Source organism: Spiroplasma sp. NBRC 100390, assembly GCF_001886495.1.
GTDB lineage: Bacteria > Bacillota_I > Bacilli_A > Mycoplasmatales > Mycoplasmataceae > Spiroplasma.
Window position 1 is genome coordinate 702985 of the sequence record NZ_CP018022.1, and the last position, 19319, is coordinate 722303.

Here is a 19319-nt window from a genome sequence, read left to right on the forward strand (position 1 = left end):
CTCTTTTCTCTTGGTAATTATAATATAATTTTATATAATTGTTAAGAAAAAAGAGAAAGGTGTTACTATGGGAGTTTTTTCAAATTTAATTTATAAATTTCATCGTACAAAACATAAACGAAATAAGAAATATTATTTATTAAAAGATCGTAAAACATTAACAGTCAATAGCATTCCCCAAGACGTTAACATTCATATTATTAAGTCTTGACGTGATAAATTTACCAGTTTAATTCAACCAAAAGATATTACTATGAAAGATGGTTATTTACTACGAAATGTTCGAGGATTTAATAGTTTTGGGATTTTTTATCAACTTGATGTTATTTTTTGTAATAAAAACTTTGAAGTTATTTCAACAATTCAGAATTTTGGTTCACAAAAAATGAGTCATTATTTTTTCGAATGTTATTTTGTCTATTGCTTAGCGCCAGGAATGATTAAATTTTTAAATATTAAAACAAACGATATTTTACGAATTATTTAATTTATCAATAATATCGTTAAAACTAAGTTATAATATATCTATTGTTATGGTTAAGGAGGAAAAATTATGGCAAAATTAAAATATGCAACAATTAAAATTAATGTTACTTTTCAAAAAGTAATGATTTGAATTTCTGGATTGTGATTGTTTATCTTAGCAATTCTAAGCTCATTCCCAAATGTTAAAGTTGATACAAGACTTTTTGTTCACAACAACACTGGTGATAATGGCGCAATTATTCTAATTACCGCTTTCTTGTTTATTTGTGTTGCAACCTTTGTTCGTCACAAAATTGGTAAATTAATTGCTGGAATTGTTTTCATCGTTATTGCAATTGTCGGCATGATCGGGGCAATTATTACTTCAACAAAAGAAATTTCAACTTGAGTAATTGTTGTTGGTGAATTAATTGCTGTAATTGGGGCTTTAATTTGATTATTAGAAGGAATTGGTGCAATTCGGGTTAATAAGACAAATGCCACAAATAATACAGTTACTACTAAACAGTAGTTAATAAAAAACAATAAAAAAAAGTTTAACCACACACGTGGTTAAACTTTTTTTATATTAGATTAACTAAATTCCTCTTCTTGGTCCTCTTCTGCTTCAATTGAAGTTGCATAAAATTTTCCGAGTGGCTGATTTTTATTATGGCGATCTTCTCTTTTGCCTTTAATTTTTCGTAACTGTTCTTCAATTTTATGTAAAGCTTGGTCAATTGCCTTATAAAAATCACTATTATGAACTTCTGCTTTTAAAAAATTGTTTTTCCCTCTAATATCAATTGAAGTATTAATTACAACATTGTTTTCTTTAGTAAACTCAACGTCAACATGAACAAGATCATTTTCATTAACTTGTTGATATTTCAATAATTTATTAAAAGTATCTACTAAATGCTGATGCATTGCATCAGTAATAATAATGTTTTTGCTACGAATTTTGTATTCCATTATATTCGCCTCGTTTCTATATTTTTATTATAACAAAACTACAAATAATTCACAGGTTAAAGCAGCAAAACAAATAAAAATTAATAAAAATTTTTAACCTTCATCATCTAATAAGAAAAAATCAATATATTCAGTTGTCACTTCTTCTAATGTTATCTTTTCAACTAAAACCTTACTTGCATTAATTTGAGCAAGATTTTCATTATATTGTTTAACTAATCCAACCAAAGGAACATTAACTTCTTTTAATAACTCTTGTAACTCTAACATTTCTTTTGTTGAATAACGTTGTGGCTCTTTAATTTTTAAATATAAATTCTTAGCATTTACTTCAGCGGGATTAACAACACTGACATATTTTTCTTTTAAATTATATTGACGAACAATTGTATTAATTCGAAATTCAAAACGAGTTAAAATTCCTTCGACATATTTTTCCAATAAAGCATGTTGAATTAGATTCTCAAATTCATTGCGACTTTTAATCTTACTATGACTATGTTTTGATTTTCCTAGTAAATGTTGAACTGACTGTTTCTTTTGATTCGCAAGGTCATATAAGTTATTCACTTCTTGATCAAGTCTAGTTTTTAACTTCTTTAAAATATCTAAATTTTCAAGTGTAAATTTTAGTAAAAAATCGGTATTATCCACAATTAATTTATCATCCATTTTATATACTCCTTAAAATTACTCGCACTTTTACTGTTATATAATTATACTCTAAAATTGCTCATAAAACAAGGGGAAAAAACTGCCATTTTTAAAGGTTTTTATTATAATAAAAATTAATCACTGTTTTTAATAATTTTTACTTTTTTAATGCACTAATTAAAGCACTAAAAGCAACTGGTGGTGTTTTTGCTAATTGACGTTTATGTTCAGAACCTTGGTGCAATTGTTGAATTCGTTTTGCGACAGTTACTGGCACTGATTTTCCTTGCAAATAAGCATCTAACTGGTGATAACTAACCCCTAACTCTTCCTCATCTGTTTGCGCGGTTCATAATCCTGCTGTTGGCGGACGCATAATGATTTCAACTGGAACCCCTAATAAATGAGCTGCTTGTTGGACTTCACCTTTTAACAAATGAATAATTGGCACTAAGTCAACCCCGCCATCACCATATTTCGTAAAATAACCAACATGTCATTCATCGGCATTATCAGTTCCTAGCACTAAGTAGTTACAGCTTTGTGCTAAAGCATATAACGTTGTCATTCGTAAACGTGGTTTAATATTACTTAATGCTAATTGGTGTTGAGGTAATGATAAAGTTGCCACTAATTGATCATATGTTAATGATAAATCAACAATTTGATGTTTTAATTGATGCGTATTAATTAATAAATTTGCACATTCTTGATCAAACTGGTCAGAATGACAAGGCATAACAACGGTTAAATGCTGCTCAGGAAAAGCTTTTTGAGCTAATAACCCAACTACAGCAGAATCAATTCCACCCGATAGCCCAACAACAACCCCATTGCAATGTGCTTTGGTTACTTCTGTTCTAATTCAATCAATTAAATATGTTAAATATTGGTTTAAATCCTTCATTCTTATCCATCCCATTCTAATTCGTAATCAAAAATTCGAACAACATCACCTGGTTGTGCTCCTTTTGCTCGTAACATTTCAAAAACTTTTAAATCTTGTAATTTTTTATTGAATAATAATAAATTATCATATGTTGTAATTGGGGTTTTTTGATATGCCTTTTGAACCGCCGTTCCGGTTACTTTTCAAACACCATTACCAAGATTATCAACAACTATTTCTGTTTCAAACGGTTCACTATAAGTATATACCTTATAGTCATCCTGTTCTGGTGTTGGATCATCTAATTGTCATAAAGCCTTATCTTCATTAATCGTTGCTAAAGTAGCCCCAATTTGATTTATTAGCAATGTTAAATTATGATTTTTTAAACCACTAATCTCAATAATTTCAGCAGTTGGCATCTGTTCTTTAAACTTTACTAAATTTAGTGCCGAAGTTTCAAGGTCCATTTTATTTGCCACAATAATTTCTTTTCGTAATTCTAATTTATAATTATAATCTTTTAATTCGGTCTTAATGTTTAAATAATTTTGATAAACATCTTCTGTGCCATAGTTTCCGGACATATCTAACACATGAACAATTAATTTACAACGCTCAATATGCCGTAAAAAATCATGACCTAATCCCTTTCCAACAGCAGCCCCCGCAATTAATCCTGGTAAGTCTGCAACAACAAAACTATAATTATTTTGGTCACGAACCACGCCCAATTGAGGTGTTAAAGTTGTAAAGGGATAATCAGCAATTTGTGGTTTAGCTTTTGAAATTTTAGCTAATAATGTTGATTTCCCAGCATTTGGTAATCCAACAAGTCCAACATCAGCCAAAACTTTTAATTCACAACGAATTTCTAATGTTTCACCTAAATCACCCGCTTCAAAAATGGTTGGCGCCTTATTTTTTGCATTTGCAAAACGAGCATTTCCACGACCACCTTGCCCCCCTTTTGCAAGAACAATTTCTTGCTGATGAGTAACAATATCACCAATAACTTCATTTGTTATATTATTATATATTAATGTTCCTAATGGTACCTTGATATATTTATTAATAGCATTTTTCCCATGCATATTTTTAATTGTCCCGTTTTCACCATCAAGAGCTTTAATTTCTCGTTGATACTTTAAATCCAATAAGGTGTTCATCCCTTCTTCACCAACAAAGATAATGCTTCCACCATTGCCTCCATCGCCACCCGATGGTCCCCCTTTTGGAACATATAATTCACGATGAAAAGCAACCGCTCCATCACCGCCTTTACCTGCAAATAATTTAATTGTTGCAACATCAATAAATTTCATCGTTTATCCTTTTCTAAATCCATTATTATCATTATACTAAAAGAAAACGAACAATTTGTTCGTTTTTTGATATTTTTGTTTTTTATGCTCAACTTGGACTAAAATAATTATATCATTTTGTTAAAGATTAACAAAATCTAGTAAAGAATTAACCTTAAACGGACATCACCCCGTTCGCCACCAACATAACCCGCATGTCCAACACGATGAACAATTACTTTTTGTTTTGGTTTTGATAAACTTGGCAAATAAACAACAATGGTTTTTTGTTCTTCATGGCGGCCAAAACCACCACAAGCCGTACAAAAACACTCAAAACCATTTTCAAGATAGAATCCTACACCGTCACAAATTTTACAATTTTCTTCAACTAATAAAGTAACATTAGCTTTCCCTAAACTAATGACATCAGCTGCCTTTAAAATAACTTTTCCAACTAACAATGGTCCTTTTTTTGGTTTTTTAAAACGTTTTTTTAATCAAGCTTTATCATTAAAATCAAAAAAATAATCATGTTTTACATTACCAAAAGAAGGAACAAACAAACTGTCATCATATTCTTGTTTTGATTTAGGATTTGATAAAATTTCATATGCTTCAGTAATTTCACGAAACTTGTTTTCAGCATTTTTTTCTTTCGAAATATCCGGATGATATTTTTTTGCTAAACGACGAAAATTTTCTTTTATTTCTTCAACACCAGCATTTGATGATATTTCTAATATCTTATAGTAATTCTTATTCATTATTTTCCCCTTATAAAAATAGCCTATTAATAAAGTCATTATTAAATATAATTTTTGCAAGTAAAAAATCATTACTGTGATCATATCTAGTTAAATCTCAAATAGTTTTTAAGTTTTGACATTTTATATTATATCAAAAAAACTCTAATAATTTAATAATTATTAGCTAGAAAAACCTGAAATTAATGAATAAAGTAAAAAATACAAAATCCAACAACCCCCGACCCTAAAATTACTCATAACGGATTAACTTTTTTATACTTTAAAAAAATAAAGACAGCTAAACTAAAATCAACAACAAAATAAACACTTACCTTAACAATTTCAATTCAATTACCTGCAATAAAACTATATGGTCCTGCCTTCCCCGTTCCTCCATATAAATTAAAATTAGCAATTGAAAAAATTAAATCAATAATTAAATAAAGTAAAATAGCAATGACAGCCGGTTTTAATAATTTTGCAACATACCGAAATTGTTTACTTTCCATCGCAATATGCTTATCAACACTAACCATAATAATTGTTGCTGGTAACGTAATAACAACATAAGAAATAATCATTACTAATAATGATAACCCAATGTTTTGTTTTGATACTAAAATTGATAAATAAGCTGTTAAGTGCGTAGACACTGGCCCTGGGGTTACCGATGAAAAAATTAATCCTCAATTTCAATCTTGAACAGTAACTAATTCATTTGCAATTGTTGGGGTTAAAATTAAAGTAAATAATGAATTAAAAATAACATAAAAAACTTGACCACCACCAAAAGTGGTAATTCCTACTAAGAAGCAAATAACAATATAAAGAATAATATTTAATACCATTATTTTTGTTCTCCTTTTTTCTTATTTTTACAACTGTAAATAATTAAACTAATAACCAACATCACAATAACAACAATTGCCGGAATATTATAAGGAGCTGGAACTGCAACTAAAAAAATAACTCAAAAAATCATAATCGGTAAAGAAACAAATAATGTAATTTCCTTCATCGAAGAATGAAACATTTTAACAATCAAAACAAAAATTAAAGCTAAAATTACTGGCATAATGGCTAATGATATGTATGCTAAATATAATTCGGGAAGTGCATTTTGCAAAATAACAGTCAAAGCACCAACTAATAACATTAATGGAAAATTAGCAAATAAAGAAGCTGCTAATGCTCCCCATCATCCAAAAAGTTGATAACCAATCACAGCAGGAACTTGAATTGTCGCTGGTCCTGGTAAAGCATTTGATAAAATAACAATTTTATCAAAATATTCGGCACTAATTCACCCTTTCTTTTCCACAATTTCGGAAAAAATAATTGGCAACATCGCATTACCACCACCAAAACCAATAAAAGCAATCTTAATAAACATCAAAACAATTGTTCAAAATAAATGTGGTTGTAAAATGTTTAACTTTTGATAGTTAACTTTATTATTATCTTGCAATGTTTTAATTTGTGTTTTAACTTCACTTTTATTAGCTTTGGTCGTACTCTTCCTTAAACTTGTTATTGTCATAAGGTTTAAGTTAATTATTGTTTTTATTTCTAAAATTTGTTCAGTAAAAAAATGATTTGCATTTAAATAATAGTGACGGACTTCTTCTTGATATTCTTTTTTAAGGTTTTTGCTTTTTCTTCGTCATCCTTGCTCTTTTCCAACTGCTAACTTTGTTTTTTCGAAAACATAACAATCTTTTCGCATTTGTTCATTAGTTTTTATTTGATGGCGTTTTGTTTGAACCATTTCTGCAAATGATTGTAAATCTGATGGAATTTTCATACGGGGGCCTCCTATTTTAAATAATGACTATTTTGTAAATCAAGGATAATCTGGTGACAAACATCCTCAAATTGTGAATAGTGAAATGGATATCAATGAACATTTGTTAATTGATGTTTAAATCATGTGATTTGTTTTTTTGCATAAATTTTATTAGCTTTTACCATTGCCGCTAACGTTGCTTCATATGTAATTTCTCCTTTTAAATACTGGACAATTTCTGGACAACCAATAATCTTCATGCTTTGTTTAGTTATATCATAGTTACAATATTCATATGCTGCTTTAACCTCATCAAATAATCCTCGTTCCGTTAAACTTAAAACACGATCAGCAATATGTTGATAAAGTTCTGCTTTATCTGGTAATAATCCAATAATATATGGCTCAACATACCAGTCATGATGCGCTTGGTCATTCCTTGATTTTAAAGTTCCGGTTTGAAAGTAATATTCTAACGCTCGTCAAACTCGTTTACGATTATTGGGATGAATTTTAGTACTTTCTTGCGGATCAATTGCTGCTAATCTTTCCCATAAGACTTGGTTTGAGTCCTGTTCATATTCTTTTGCTTTTGCTAAATCACGCCCTTGGTTAGCAAACTGGTAATTTTTTAATAAAGCATTAATATATAATCCACTCCCACCAACAACAATTGGTAGTTTATTGCTTGCTCAAAGTTGCTCTAAAACAACTCGTCCTTGTTCTTGATAAGTATTAATGGAATAACTATCATTTAAATCAATTATTGATAATAAATGATGCGGAATTCCCGCTTGCTCAGCAGGAGTTATTTTATTGGTTGCAAGATTCAACCCATTAAAAATTTGTGTTGCATCAGCATTAACACATTCTCCCATAAATTGTTGGGCAACCTTAATTGATAAATCGGTTTTACCACTTGCAGTTGGTCCAACAATTAAAATGACTTTTTTTTCACCAATTAAACCTCCCTAATCTCATTATAAATATAACTAATTTTTACTGAATAATCTACTTTTTTAAATGAAAAAACTAACAACAAGTGTTAGTTTTGATTTGGTTTTAAAATAACTCTGAACCGCTTTAAGTGCTTGGGTGTAGAGTTATTGATTTATATAGCGGTTAATAACCCCAAACACACCTTAACGTTATAATAAACGTAGAAAACTGTCCTTGCGGACAATTATATTTTATCATATCTTTTATCGGTTTTAACCAAAACGTCCTGTAATATAATCTTCTGTTTTTGTTTCTTGCGGATGGGAAAATAATAAGGCGGTTTTATTATATTCAATTAACTGTCCCATTCAAAAAAATGCAGTATAATCAGAAATTCGCGCAGCTTGTTGTAATGAATGAGTTACAATAATAATTGTAAAATTCTTTTTTAAATCAGAAATTAACTCTTCAATTTTGGCTGTTGCAATTGGGTCTAATGCACTCGTTGGTTCATCCATTAATAAAATTTCTGGTTTTAACGCAATAGCACGAGCAATACACAATCGTTGTTGTTGCCCCCCTGATAAACTCAATGCTGAATCACGTAAGTTATCTTTAACTTCATCTCATAACGCTGCTTGTCGTAGTGATGCTTCAACAGTTTGGTCAAGAATTCTTTTATCAAAAATTCCTAAACTTTTTAACCCAAAAGCAATATTTTCATAAATTGACTTTGGAAAAGGATTTGGTTTTTGAAACACCATGCCAATTTTAGTCCGTAATGAAATAATATTTTGGCGATACTGATAAATGTTTTTATTATTATACATAACTGCCCCACTCATTTTTGTCCCTTCAATTAGATCATTCATCCGGTTAATTGCCCGTAGTAATGTTGATTTTCCACAGCCTGAAGGACCAATTAAAGCAGTAACCTTGTTTTTTAAAATATTTAAATTAATATCAAATAATGCTTGTTTTGCTCCAAAATTATAGTAAAAATTAAATTTTTCAATTCCCAAAATTACATTTTTTGGCAAAGCAGTTGGTGTTTTTAATAACTCATGTTGATGCTGATTTATTAAACGACGAAAAAACTTTTTAAATCACTGCTTAATTTTATTGTTAAAAGTTTGTGTTGTTTTTTTCATCATATTTTATCCCATTTCCTCTTCTAAGTTCTCAATCTTATGTTCTAAAGCAGTAATTGATAGTTGATAATTATCCTGTTTTTTCTGGTGATTAATACTTTCAATTTCTTTTTTTAATTTTGTTAACTTTGTCTGATACATTATTAATAATTGCTCATTGTAATTTCTTATTTTTGCTGTAATTTTTGCAGTTTTATTTGAACTATGCGCTGATTTTTGCAGTTGTTTTTTTCATGCATTTTTTCGTCCTAACAAAGAACCACAATAGCATTTAATAAAAGTACTAATCACTGTTCATCATTTCGGTTGACGATTGTTTTCAAACGATCCAATAATTTTAACAAAAATATTTAACGCTAAAACAAATAGAATAATAATAAAAGACAAATGATGAATCATATGATTTGTTAATTCGGTTAATGAAACTTGCAAATAATTTGAAAGAACTAGTAACAATCCTGGTTCATTAACTAATTGAAAAACTTTTACCGTTAATGTTGTTCCAATATCATTAAAACCAGTTGGAATAAAAGGAGAGGAAGTCAAAATAATAAGAACCGGTGCGGTTTCGGTAATAATTTTACTAATTGCAAAAATTACTCCTGTTACAATTCCCCCTTTCGCATTTGGCAAAGCAACTTTACAAACCATTCCAATTTTACTTGTTCCCAACGCCAAAGCAGCATCACGATATTCTTGAGGTACATTTCGCAGCGCATCTTCAACTACCCGAATAATAATTGGTAAAGTCATTACAAAAAACATTAATCCTGCTGACCAAAAATTATGTCCCAATTGTAACCCAACAACAAGAACAACATAACCAAAAATAGCAAAAACAATTGATGGTGTTGCAACTAAAGCATCAGTTGAAAACTGAATTAAAGTTACTAAGCGGCTATTTTTTCGAGCATATTCACTTAAATAAATTGCCGTAATAATTCCAATTGGAATTGATAAAAACGTTCCGGTAAAAATTAACATAAAAGTTGAAATAATTAACGGGGGTAATTCATAATACCCAATAAAAGCACTTGCATCAAACTGTGATAAATAAGCAACTGCGGCAAACCCATTGCTAATAATATTTAATATAATCCAAGCACTAAAACTAAGAGTTAATAAGCAAGTTAATATCATTCAAAAGATTCGCCAAGAATTCATTGTTTTATTATAATAATTAGTTGTTATTTTTTTATTAATTAAAGCACGAAAACTTTCTTGTGACAACTCTGATGAATAATTTGCTTCTGTTAACATAGTGGTTAAAGGCTGATGATGTTTTCGCTTTAACCCAGGAATTAAATGTTTTCCACGTTCTTTTTGTCGTTGAATTTTATAAGTGGTTAAAATAATAAGATTTAAAATTGAAACCATTATTAATAAAACTAACCCTAAAGCAAATAAGGCCGAACGATGTAAACTAGCAACATGTTCAGGTAGTTCAATTCCAATTTGGGTTGCCAATGTCGCAATTGGACTAAATAAAAACTTTCAAAACCCCTCGTTTAAATTAGGGATTTGAGCGGCCATTCCAGTTAATAAAATCATCGCCGTCACTTCCCCAATAACACGACACATTCCAAAAATAACAGCACCAATAATTTTTGTTTTTGCTGCCTTTTTCACTACTTTAAAAGCAGTATATGTTCGTGACGCACCCATTGCTAAAGCAGCAAAACGATATGATTTAGGAACACTTAAAAAAGCATTTGCGGATAATGCAAAAATTGTTGGTAAAGCTAAGAAGGCTAAAATAACACCCGCTGTTAATAAGTTTGTTGGTCCACTAGCACCCATCCGCACAAATAACATTCCAATTGTCTCACGACCAAACACCGCAAATAAAACCGGAGGAATTCCCGCTAATAATTCAATAATAAAAATAATAAAAGCTCTCAGTCGCGGGGATAAAAATTCTGTCACAAAAAGAGCGGTTAAAATTGCTAACGGAGCAGCAATAATAATCGCTAATGTTAAAACTAAAATCGTACCAATAATAAACGCTAAAGCACCAAACTGGTATTCTCCCGTTTCATTATTAATAACTCATTTAGTTCCTGTTAAAAACTTTCAAAATCCTTGGTAACGCAAAGCGGGAATCGAACTAGCAACAATGAAATAAATAATCAAAAGGACGGCAATAATCCCACACAATGAAAATAAAGTAATGATTACTTTTGCAAGACGATCAGTAATTTGTTTGCGTTTAAAGACGTTACTATTAATTTGATGCATAAATTAATCTAATGTTGATAAATCAGAAAAAGGATTTGTGCCATATCATTCTCAAACTGGGATTAATTCATCAGCCTGAATCGCTTGTTGACCTTTTTCTTTATCTTTTAAGAACGTCAGAAAATCTTTGACTAATGATAAATTTTTATTATCCTTTAAACGAAATGTTAACTCAAAATAACGTTTTAAATCATAATCTGTTTCTAAAGTTGCTGGTGATGCTACAATGCCTTTATATCTTAAAATACTCAAATTTGCTTCATCTACCAATTTTTTAGCACCATATGAAACATATCCAATTGCTCCTTGAATATTTTTTACTTCTTGAATTGCCGCAGCAGTATTGTTTACTGTTCTTAACGATGAACTAAATTCTTTAATTTTTAGCTTTCCTTGAAAAACATCACGTGTTCCAGAATTTTGTTCACGATTAATTGGAATAACCTTTTTTGAAGATTGGCATCCTAACAAATCACCTCATTGTTTTGTTGCCCCTTCATAAATTTGTTGTAAAATATCAACCTTACCATTAACAATGTCTAAGTCTGAAGGTGCTAAAATACAATCTGATGGTAAATTAGCAATTATCAAAATACCATCAATAGCAAATTTTAAACCAGCATACGGAACTTTTGTAAACTCTGTTTTTAAAGCCCGCGAAGTAAAACCAAAAACTAAGGTATTATCTTTAATCCCTGTTTCTCCACCACTAGAGCCACTACTATTGTAAGCAACCCTAATATCATGTTCTGAATTAAATTTTTTTAAAACAGAATTCATTAACGGTTGCACCGAAGTTGATCCACCAAACAAATAAGTTGGTTTTTTTTGACAACTAATAACACTAACCACACTGCTGCTAGTTAACGTTATTGCTGTTAATAATCCTAAAATTTTCTTCAAATCATTATCCTCCAAATGATTCTGGTAATTTAATTAGTATTACCTAGTCTTAAACGGTCAAAATGTAAACTTTAAAACTGTTTACAAGATAATTTTTATTTAAAACTAACAGAAATGCAAGGAAATCAAATCTTTATCAAATTTGTTCCCATCTCAAAATACCTTATTGCAAGAAATTTGCAAAAAATAAAAACATTGGAAATAAATCCAATGCTTTAATATTATATTGGTTTTAATCGTAATATATATTAATATTTCCATCAACATATACTGCAGCAATCCCTTCTGTTGATGTTCAAGAAGCCCACACTTCTAAGGCAACAGCAATGGTTAAAATTAGGTCATCATTACTATTTTTCTCTCACGCGTATAATACATAACCATTCGCATGATGACGCGCTAAATCTAATTCAATTGTATCGCTTCAGTTATTATTTCCATAGTCCTTAACTCCCTGAGCATCTAAAAGTATTTGTCGCCCAGTTTTAGAAATAATATAGCTACCTTGTTTTTCATAAAAACAACTCTCAAAAAATCCAAGATGATCCATACCCGCTTGATAACTAGCATGACCTTTATCTCCTCAACTAGGAACATGATGCTCAGTATATGTATTTCCATAATCGGCATTAGCAACATTTTTAATTTGTTCTGGTTTTAATTTTCCTAAATTAAGGGTAAACGATGTTGATTCCAATCTTGTTGTTCCTCAATCACCAGCAGTTACCAGTATTTTTAGGGGTAGTTCACTTGGCACTGGTACTACTTTTACCTTTCAATCATAAACATTATCTTGTTTTGCTATATTAAGTTCAGTTTTTGCATGTTCTAAAGTGGTATTAGCAATAACAGCAGGCATTCCAGCACCAACAATTGTCATTGCACCTAATAAACTTATTAATTTTTTCATAGTATTTTCCTTCTTTCTCTTTAATTATTTCATGATATTTTTAAAAAAAACTAAAATATTGAAAAATCACATCCTTTCTTAAACCAAGAAAGTCATTTTTTTCATAAGAAAACAATTCAACACATTATTTTTTGTCATATATTTTTATTAACCTTATAATATATTAAATCCATAACAACCACACTTTCTGATGATAATGAGTTTGATATAGTTGTATTTAATATAAAAAAGAGTCTCAACCATAAACTCTCAAAAATCAACAATAAAAGATGTAAATTAATGAAAGTATAGTTATACAGGTATATTCAAAATTAGAAATATACTTTCATCTCAAATTTGTGCTTTTATTATAACACTATTATTTAAAAATACCACAAATATATAAAAAAAATACGAGAATGTTATGATGAAAATAATTGTCAATTAAAAAAGAGAAGATAATGATAATGTCAATTAAAATTGACAGAAAAAAGAGATATTTTCATTTTGAAACTCCATTCGTTATTCAAATGGAGTTTTTCTTTGTTTAACTATACTTCTGACAAAATTATAGAAATCAACATAATTTGAAACAATGTTCATAATATTACTAAAATTAAGACTGTTTCGTTTACATAAGAAAAAACATTCATTTTTAAACGAACTGAATCAAATTTCACAGGCACCATTATCTGGTGAATTACCACGACGAGACATCGAAATAATAATTCCCATTTCTTCACACAATTCTTTTTATTGCGGCGATGTATATGCATAACCTTGATCTGAATGAATAATTAATTTTTTGGGTCGTCTTGCATGATTTCAAGCTGATACTAAATTCTTAAGACTCAAATTAGCATCAGCATGATTTGATAATTTTCAATCTATTATTTCACCATTAAAAGAACATCCTTTCAATAAAATTATATAACAGAAAATGCTTGTCTCTTTTTTCTGTCAATTTTATTTTAGATGTTCATAATTCTCTTTTTTAATTATGTTTTAGTTATATTGTAAAAATTATGAAGAACTGTCTAAACCTAATAAGTTAGAAATAACAAAGTTTCCAATCAGATAGCTTGAAATTGTTCCATAAATATCAGCAACAATTAATTTAACACCAATTGTTTGTTCAATTGGTAAAATTGGTAAGTTTTCAAAAATATTGGCATTACTTTCAACAATTGGATGACCATCAACAAAGTGTTTCGTTCATTTGTTTGGATCTCATGTGGTAAAAGCAAAAGTAATCCCCGCAATATCTGGACTAACAATATATTGACTATCATTTTCATTTCAAATTGCTCTTAGTTTAACATTATATTCATTGTTAACTTCTTTTAAAAAGGTATTAAGTAAAATATGATAAAAAATTCCTTGATCAAATTTAGTTTTTTCATTATAACGAATACTCTTTGGATTTAATGACCATGCATGCGCATCTTTAAATCAATCATTTGGGTTATTACTACGAACTTGGTCAACATATAATCAGCGTTTCTTATCAATTAAAGCTTCATTTCAAGGACTACCATCAAAATAACTCGTTAATTGTGATAAATCAATAACACTTTGATTTTTACTTTTTTGATCTAAATATCAATTATACTTTTCCACAACTGTCGGTCACGGTTGACTAATCATATCTCGTGAAGATAATAAACTTTTTTGCATATATTCTAAAGTATCTTTTTTGATTGCTACATTATTATTCATCTTTTGTTGCATTGTTAAATATTGATGCGTCTGATTAAATAAATCATTCGAATTTAACTTTACTGTCATAATATTTTTAACTGGTTTAAAGTTGGGATTTGACCATTCATCAAGATTATAATCAAATAATGACTTAATTTTTGCATCTTTTTTGTTACTTAAAACAGCATCATTAATTGCTTTCTTTGTATTTTCTGAAATTTTATTATTTGAAATATAAGGTAAGTCAAGAACTGGACTGCAACCAGCAACTCATGTTACTGGAGTAGCTAAAATGCTAATTGCAGTAAAAATACTTAACAATTTTTTCATTCCTATTATCTCCTTTACCAAAAATATTACTTTTGGCATTGTATAATTAATGCTATATTATTTCTTTCACAAATACAAGATTAATTTATCTTTTTTCTCAAATTGGATGTGCTTCAGCAACTTTCATCATAGTTGCTTTAATAATTTTATCACTTTTAATGTTAACTGGTTTTTGGAATTCTTTTTTGTTATCTGTTTTTGTAACTCCTTGTACCGCTGCTTTTCAATCATTTAGTGACCCACGACGAGCTTTTGCATTTTTTCAATGCATTGCAAAACAATTATTAACCTCTATTTTGCCACCTTTTTCTAGTGGCAATAGTGGTTCAATAACTCAACCAAACTCGGTTTCTTTGTTTAATTCACCAAGTTTAATAAATGCTCCGGCAATATCACGGCGAAATAATAAATTATTACGCCCCCCACCACGAGCAGTGTTATCTCAAATTGCTCGAATTTCTGGTTCTGATAATTTTATCGAATGTTGTTTTCCCATAAATAGTCCCCTTTAAATTAGTATTTTTTAATCAACATAGTAATTATACACTAATTTATAAGATTTTAAAACCCCTAACTGAATAGTAAACCATTATTATATTACATTCAATTTTATTTAGTTTTATTATTAAATTTACTTAATAATAAATTTTCATACCACACTTCAGAAAAACTCTTCTTTAAACAACTTTAAATTCAATTGTCTGTAAAAATTCATCCTTTTTATCAGTATTTGTTTCTTTATCATTTGGTTTAAAGAAAAAACTATAAGCAAAACTATTGTAACTAAAGTTTACATCTAAATATGTATAATATCCATTTTCATTTTGTTTTCGAAATAATTGAAAAGCAAATGAACTATCTTGTTTTATTAACTTTACTTTATCTGAAGTCTTACCAAATGAAATATTGATATAACGAGAAATTTTTGCATCTAATTTATCATTAAATATTTTAAAAATTGTTCGAAACACTGGCGCTAAATTTGCATATGAATTATTTTTTTCTGAAAAAGAATTAGTTGCTTTAACTAAATTATCAAAATCATTTTGGTTCATTTTAAAGACGAGTTTATCATTATATGTTTCAATTTGAAAATAATGTCATAAATTCATGGTTGTTTCAGCAAACTCATTTAATTTTTGATCAACAAAATCTTTTGCTGTTAAAACTTTAATTGAAGTTTTAAGTTTTTTAGATGAATTTTTATTATTAAAAGGTAAGTTTTCGATTGTTAAACTATATGGAGTAAAAGATGTGATATTTGCTTTAACATAATAGTCTTCTTGCGAACTTACTGTAAAATATTTTCGTTTATAAAATTCTAAAAATTTCTCTGGAATTAACTTCTCTTTATTATATCCTTCGCCAGCCCATGATAAAACTGAATCATATTTATATACTGTTTTACCAGTAGTAAATGTAGAATAAAAAGAATTTCATGAAGGACTATTTTTAAATGCAATCTTTCTTGCGTTTAATTCAGTCATAATTATTGGTCAAATAGTATTACTATTATTAAGATCATTAAAATTACGATTTACGGTATCAATAATTTCATACTTTTGCTTTTTTAAAAGTTCATCAATAAAACTTATAAAATAGTTTTCAAGATTTTTTTGAATCCCACTTAGTGCTTCAAGATCATTTGCAATAACAACTAATCCATCGATTTTATCAGGTTGTTCAAAATCTTTAAATTTAACTTGATATTTAATATTGAAATTAATAGTAATTCCCATAATACTATTACTATCAACTGTAATTAGTTTTGCCAAATTATCAAAATTAATATACTGTAAAGTAAAAGAAATATCGTTGGGTTCAATTGACAATGGCGTTGTATTAAGATAATAATTTGAATACTCATTAGCAATTTCACGATTTAAATTATTAAACTCTGTTTGAAATGCCGTAAGCAATTGATCAAGAAAACGCCACTGACGAATTGCTTCACCAGTTAAAACAGTACCATCATTAGTTTTTAAATTAGTAACTAATTCCTGAAATTTTGTGACTTGATCAGGATAATCGTTAATATCAATTGTTGCTTTTTGATTTCAAAATGCTTTGAACTGTTCTAATACTTTGTTTTTAATATTATTCATAATTTCAACATCCTTAGTGGTTTGCGTTGAATCATCATCATCTGGAATAAACTTTGGCTTACTATTACAACTAATAATTGTATCCATTGTTGGTGTTAATAAACTAACAGTTGTTAAAATTGTTAATAGCTTTTTCATTTTTTCTTCTCCTTTTGTTATATAATCCCTAATTATGACAAAAAAAAAAAAAAAAAAGCAAGTGTCAATGTTCCTTTAAAGAATCAAATTACTGCGCCCAATTTTGTCCACTTAAATTTTATCTTAAATTTATTAATAGCGACACATTTCACTTACTATAAATCCATTCAAAATTATAAGAATAAACATAATTCTTAATATCTTTTATTGCTTTGCTAATTGTTAGGTACTTTTTATAGTTTAATACCATTAATTTTTTTTGCTCTTTTTTATTGTAAAACCTAATTACTTGTTTTAAAATTGGTCTAATTAATTTTTTAATAAGATTTATATCGACCTTTACTTTTTCCCCTATTAACTGTACAAGCGGATTACCATTTTGAAAAAAATAGTTCAAAAGTATAACATATCAAAATAGTAAAAGCTTCTTTATTTTCAATTTTTAAAAAATGAAGTATGAAAATTAATGAACAAGGAATTTAGAACAAGTTTGACATACCAACAACTTTTAGATTCTACTTCAGAAGAACTCTTCCTTAGACAACTTTAAATTCAATTGTCTGTAAAAATTCATCCTTTTTATCAGTATTTGTTTCTTTGTTATCTGGTTTAAAGAAAAAACTATAAGCAAAACTATTATAACTAAAGTTTATATCTAATCATGGATAATATCCATTTTCATTTTGTTTTCGAAATAATTGAAAAGCAAATGAACTATCTTGTTTTATTAACTTTACTTTATCTAAACTATTAGAAAATGCAATTCTTGTGTCACGAGTAATTTTTTTATCTAATTTATCATTAAATATTTTAAAAACTGCTCGAAACACTGGCGCTAAATTTGCATATGAATTATTTTTTTCTGAGAAAGAATTAGTTGTTTTAACTAAATTATCAAAATCATTTTGGTTCATTTTAAAGACAAGTTTATCATTATATGTTTCAATTTGATAATACTGTCATAAATTCAGGGTTGTTTCAACAAATTCATTTAATTTTTGATCAACAAAATCTTTTGCTATTAAAACTTTAATTGAAGTTTTAAGTTTTTTAGATGAATTTTTATTATTAAAAGGTAAGTTTTCGATTGTTAAACTATATGGAATAAAAGATGTAATATTTGCTTTAACATAATAATCTTCTTGCGAACTTGCTGTAAAATATTTTCGTTTATAATATTTTAAAAAGTTTTCTGCCGTTAATTTTTCTTTATTATATCCTTCGCCAGCCCATGATAAAACTGAATCTGACTTAGATACTGTTCTCGCAAGACCAAATGAAGAATAAAAAGAATTTCATGAAGGACTATTTTTAAATGCAATCTTTCTTGCGTTTAATTCAGTCATAATTATTGGTCAAATAGTATTTCCGCCATAAATACTGTCAAAATCACGATTTACGGTATCAATAATCTCATACTTTTGCTTTTTTAAAAGTTCATCAATAAAACTTATAAAATAGTTTTCAAGATTTTTTTGAATTCCACTTAGTGCTTCAAGATCATTTGCAATAACAACTAATCCGTTGATTTTATCAGGTTGTTCAAAATCTTTAAATTTAACTTGATATTTAATATTGAAATTAATAGTAATTCCCATAATACTATTATTATCAACTGTAATTAGTTTTGCCAAATTATCAAAATTAATATACTGTAAAGTAAAAGAAATATCGTTGGGTTCAATTGACAATGGCGTTGTATTAAGATAATAATTTGAATACTCATTAGCAATTTCACGATTTAAATTATTAAACTCTGTTTGAAATGCCGTAAGCAATTGATCAAGAAAACGCCACTGACGAATTGCTTCACCAATTAAAACAGTACCATCATTAGTTTTTAAATTAGTAACTAATTCTTGAAATTTTGTGACTTGATCAGGATAATCGTTAATATCAATTGTTGCTTTTTGATTTCAAAATGCTTTGAACTGTTCTAATACTTTGTTTTTAATATTATTCATAATTTCAACATCCTTAGTGGTTTGCGTTGAATCATCATCATCTGGAATAAACTTTGGCTTACTATTGCAACTAACAATTGTATCCATTGTTGGTGTTAATAAACTAACAGTTGTTAAAATTGTTAATAACTTTTTCATT

19 protein-coding genes are annotated in these 19319 nt (G+C 28.3%); 2 read left to right on the top strand and 17 right to left on the bottom strand.

Going from position 1 to position 19319, the window contains the following annotated elements; genetic code table 4:
• Positions 1-67: 67 nt before the first annotated feature.
• Both S100390_RS03100 and S100390_RS03105 read left to right on the top strand, forming a co-directional pair.
• Positions 68-487 carry a hypothetical protein gene (locus S100390_RS03100; RefSeq protein WP_070406830.1) on the top strand — a complete coding sequence of 140 codons (420 nt, stop codon included), beginning with the start codon at positions 68-70 and terminating at the stop codon, positions 485-487.
• Positions 488-553: 66 nt separating this feature from the next.
• Positions 554-997, top strand: coding sequence for a hypothetical protein (locus S100390_RS03105; protein WP_070406831.1), 444 nt, complete (start codon positions 554-556; stop codon positions 995-997).
• A gap of 62 nt (positions 998-1059) precedes the next feature.
• Here S100390_RS03105 and hpf read toward each other — a convergent pair whose 3' ends face one another.
• The 17 genes from hpf to S100390_RS03185 all read right to left on the bottom strand — a co-directional run bounded on the left by hpf (position 1060) and on the right by S100390_RS03185 (position 19318).
• Positions 1060-1440 carry a ribosome hibernation-promoting factor, HPF/YfiA family gene (gene hpf / locus S100390_RS03110; protein WP_070406832.1) on the bottom strand — a complete coding sequence of 127 codons (381 nt, stop codon included), beginning with the start codon at positions 1438-1440 and terminating at the stop codon, positions 1060-1062.
• A 93-nt stretch (positions 1441-1533) separates the two neighbouring features.
• Positions 1534-2112 (bottom strand): hypothetical protein, encoded by a 579-nt coding sequence (locus S100390_RS03115; RefSeq protein WP_070406833.1) that lies wholly within the window; start codon positions 2110-2112, stop codon positions 1534-1536.
• A 139-nt stretch (positions 2113-2251) separates the two neighbouring features.
• Entirely contained in the window at positions 2252-3001 is a 750-nt protein-coding gene (gene nadE, locus S100390_RS03120; protein WP_070406834.1) for an NAD(+) synthase, read from the bottom strand.
• Between the two features lie 2 nt (positions 3002-3003).
• Positions 3004-4308 carry a GTPase ObgE gene (obgE, locus tag S100390_RS03125; RefSeq protein WP_070406835.1) on the bottom strand — a complete coding sequence of 435 codons (1305 nt, stop codon included), beginning with the start codon at positions 4306-4308 and terminating at the stop codon, positions 3004-3006.
• 137 nt (positions 4309-4445) lie between these two features.
• Positions 4446-5054 carry a DnaJ domain-containing protein gene (locus tag S100390_RS03130; RefSeq protein ID WP_070406836.1) on the bottom strand — a complete coding sequence of 203 codons (609 nt, stop codon included), beginning with the start codon at positions 5052-5054 and terminating at the stop codon, positions 4446-4448.
• A 182-nt stretch (positions 5055-5236) separates the two neighbouring features.
• Positions 5237-5884 (bottom strand): chromate transporter, encoded by a 648-nt coding sequence (locus tag S100390_RS03135; RefSeq protein ID WP_070406837.1) that lies wholly within the window; start codon positions 5882-5884, stop codon positions 5237-5239.
• Positions 5884-6840, bottom strand: coding sequence for a chromate transporter (locus S100390_RS03140; protein ID WP_070406838.1), 957 nt, complete (start codon positions 6838-6840; stop codon positions 5884-5886). The genes S100390_RS03135 and S100390_RS03140 overlap by 1 nt, the downstream gene beginning before the upstream one ends.
• Positions 6841-6851: 11 nt before the next feature.
• On the bottom strand, positions 6852-7787 hold the full coding sequence (gene miaA, locus S100390_RS03145) for a tRNA (adenosine(37)-N6)-dimethylallyltransferase MiaA (RefSeq protein ID WP_335679474.1): 936 nt from the start codon (positions 7785-7787) through the stop codon (positions 6852-6854).
• Positions 7788-8033: 246 nt separating this feature from the next.
• Positions 8034-8843 carry a phosphate ABC transporter ATP-binding protein PstB gene (pstB, locus tag S100390_RS03150; protein ID WP_443027999.1) on the bottom strand — a complete coding sequence of 270 codons (810 nt, stop codon included), beginning with the start codon at positions 8841-8843 and terminating at the stop codon, positions 8034-8036.
• A gap of 75 nt (positions 8844-8918) precedes the next feature.
• Positions 8919-11150 carry a phosphate ABC transporter permease gene (locus S100390_RS03155; protein WP_070406840.1) on the bottom strand — a complete coding sequence of 744 codons (2232 nt, stop codon included), beginning with the start codon at positions 11148-11150 and terminating at the stop codon, positions 8919-8921.
• Between the two features lie 3 nt (positions 11151-11153).
• Complete coding sequence (locus tag S100390_RS03160; RefSeq protein ID WP_070406841.1) at positions 11154-12053, bottom strand: PstS family phosphate ABC transporter substrate-binding protein; 900 nt, start codon at positions 12051-12053, stop codon at positions 11154-11156.
• A gap of 232 nt (positions 12054-12285) precedes the next feature.
• On the bottom strand, positions 12286-12963 hold the full coding sequence (locus S100390_RS03165) for a hypothetical protein (RefSeq protein ID WP_070406842.1): 678 nt from the start codon (positions 12961-12963) through the stop codon (positions 12286-12288).
• A 501-nt stretch (positions 12964-13464) separates the two neighbouring features.
• Positions 13465-13677, bottom strand: coding sequence for a hypothetical protein (locus S100390_RS05415; RefSeq protein ID WP_156768779.1), 213 nt, complete (start codon positions 13675-13677; stop codon positions 13465-13467).
• 288 nt (positions 13678-13965) lie between these two features.
• On the bottom strand, positions 13966-14973 hold the full coding sequence (locus S100390_RS03170) for a lipoprotein (protein WP_070406843.1): 1008 nt from the start codon (positions 14971-14973) through the stop codon (positions 13966-13968).
• Between the two features lie 85 nt (positions 14974-15058).
• Complete coding sequence (locus S100390_RS03175; RefSeq protein ID WP_070406844.1) at positions 15059-15469, bottom strand: hypothetical protein; 411 nt, start codon at positions 15467-15469, stop codon at positions 15059-15061.
• 181 nt (positions 15470-15650) lie between these two features.
• On the bottom strand, positions 15651-17216 hold the full coding sequence (locus S100390_RS03180) for a lipoprotein (protein WP_070406845.1): 1566 nt from the start codon (positions 17214-17216) through the stop codon (positions 15651-15653).
• Between the two features lie 536 nt (positions 17217-17752).
• Positions 17753-19318 (bottom strand): lipoprotein, encoded by a 1566-nt coding sequence (locus S100390_RS03185; RefSeq protein ID WP_070406846.1) that lies wholly within the window; start codon positions 19316-19318, stop codon positions 17753-17755.
• Position 19319: the final 1 nt, after the last annotated feature.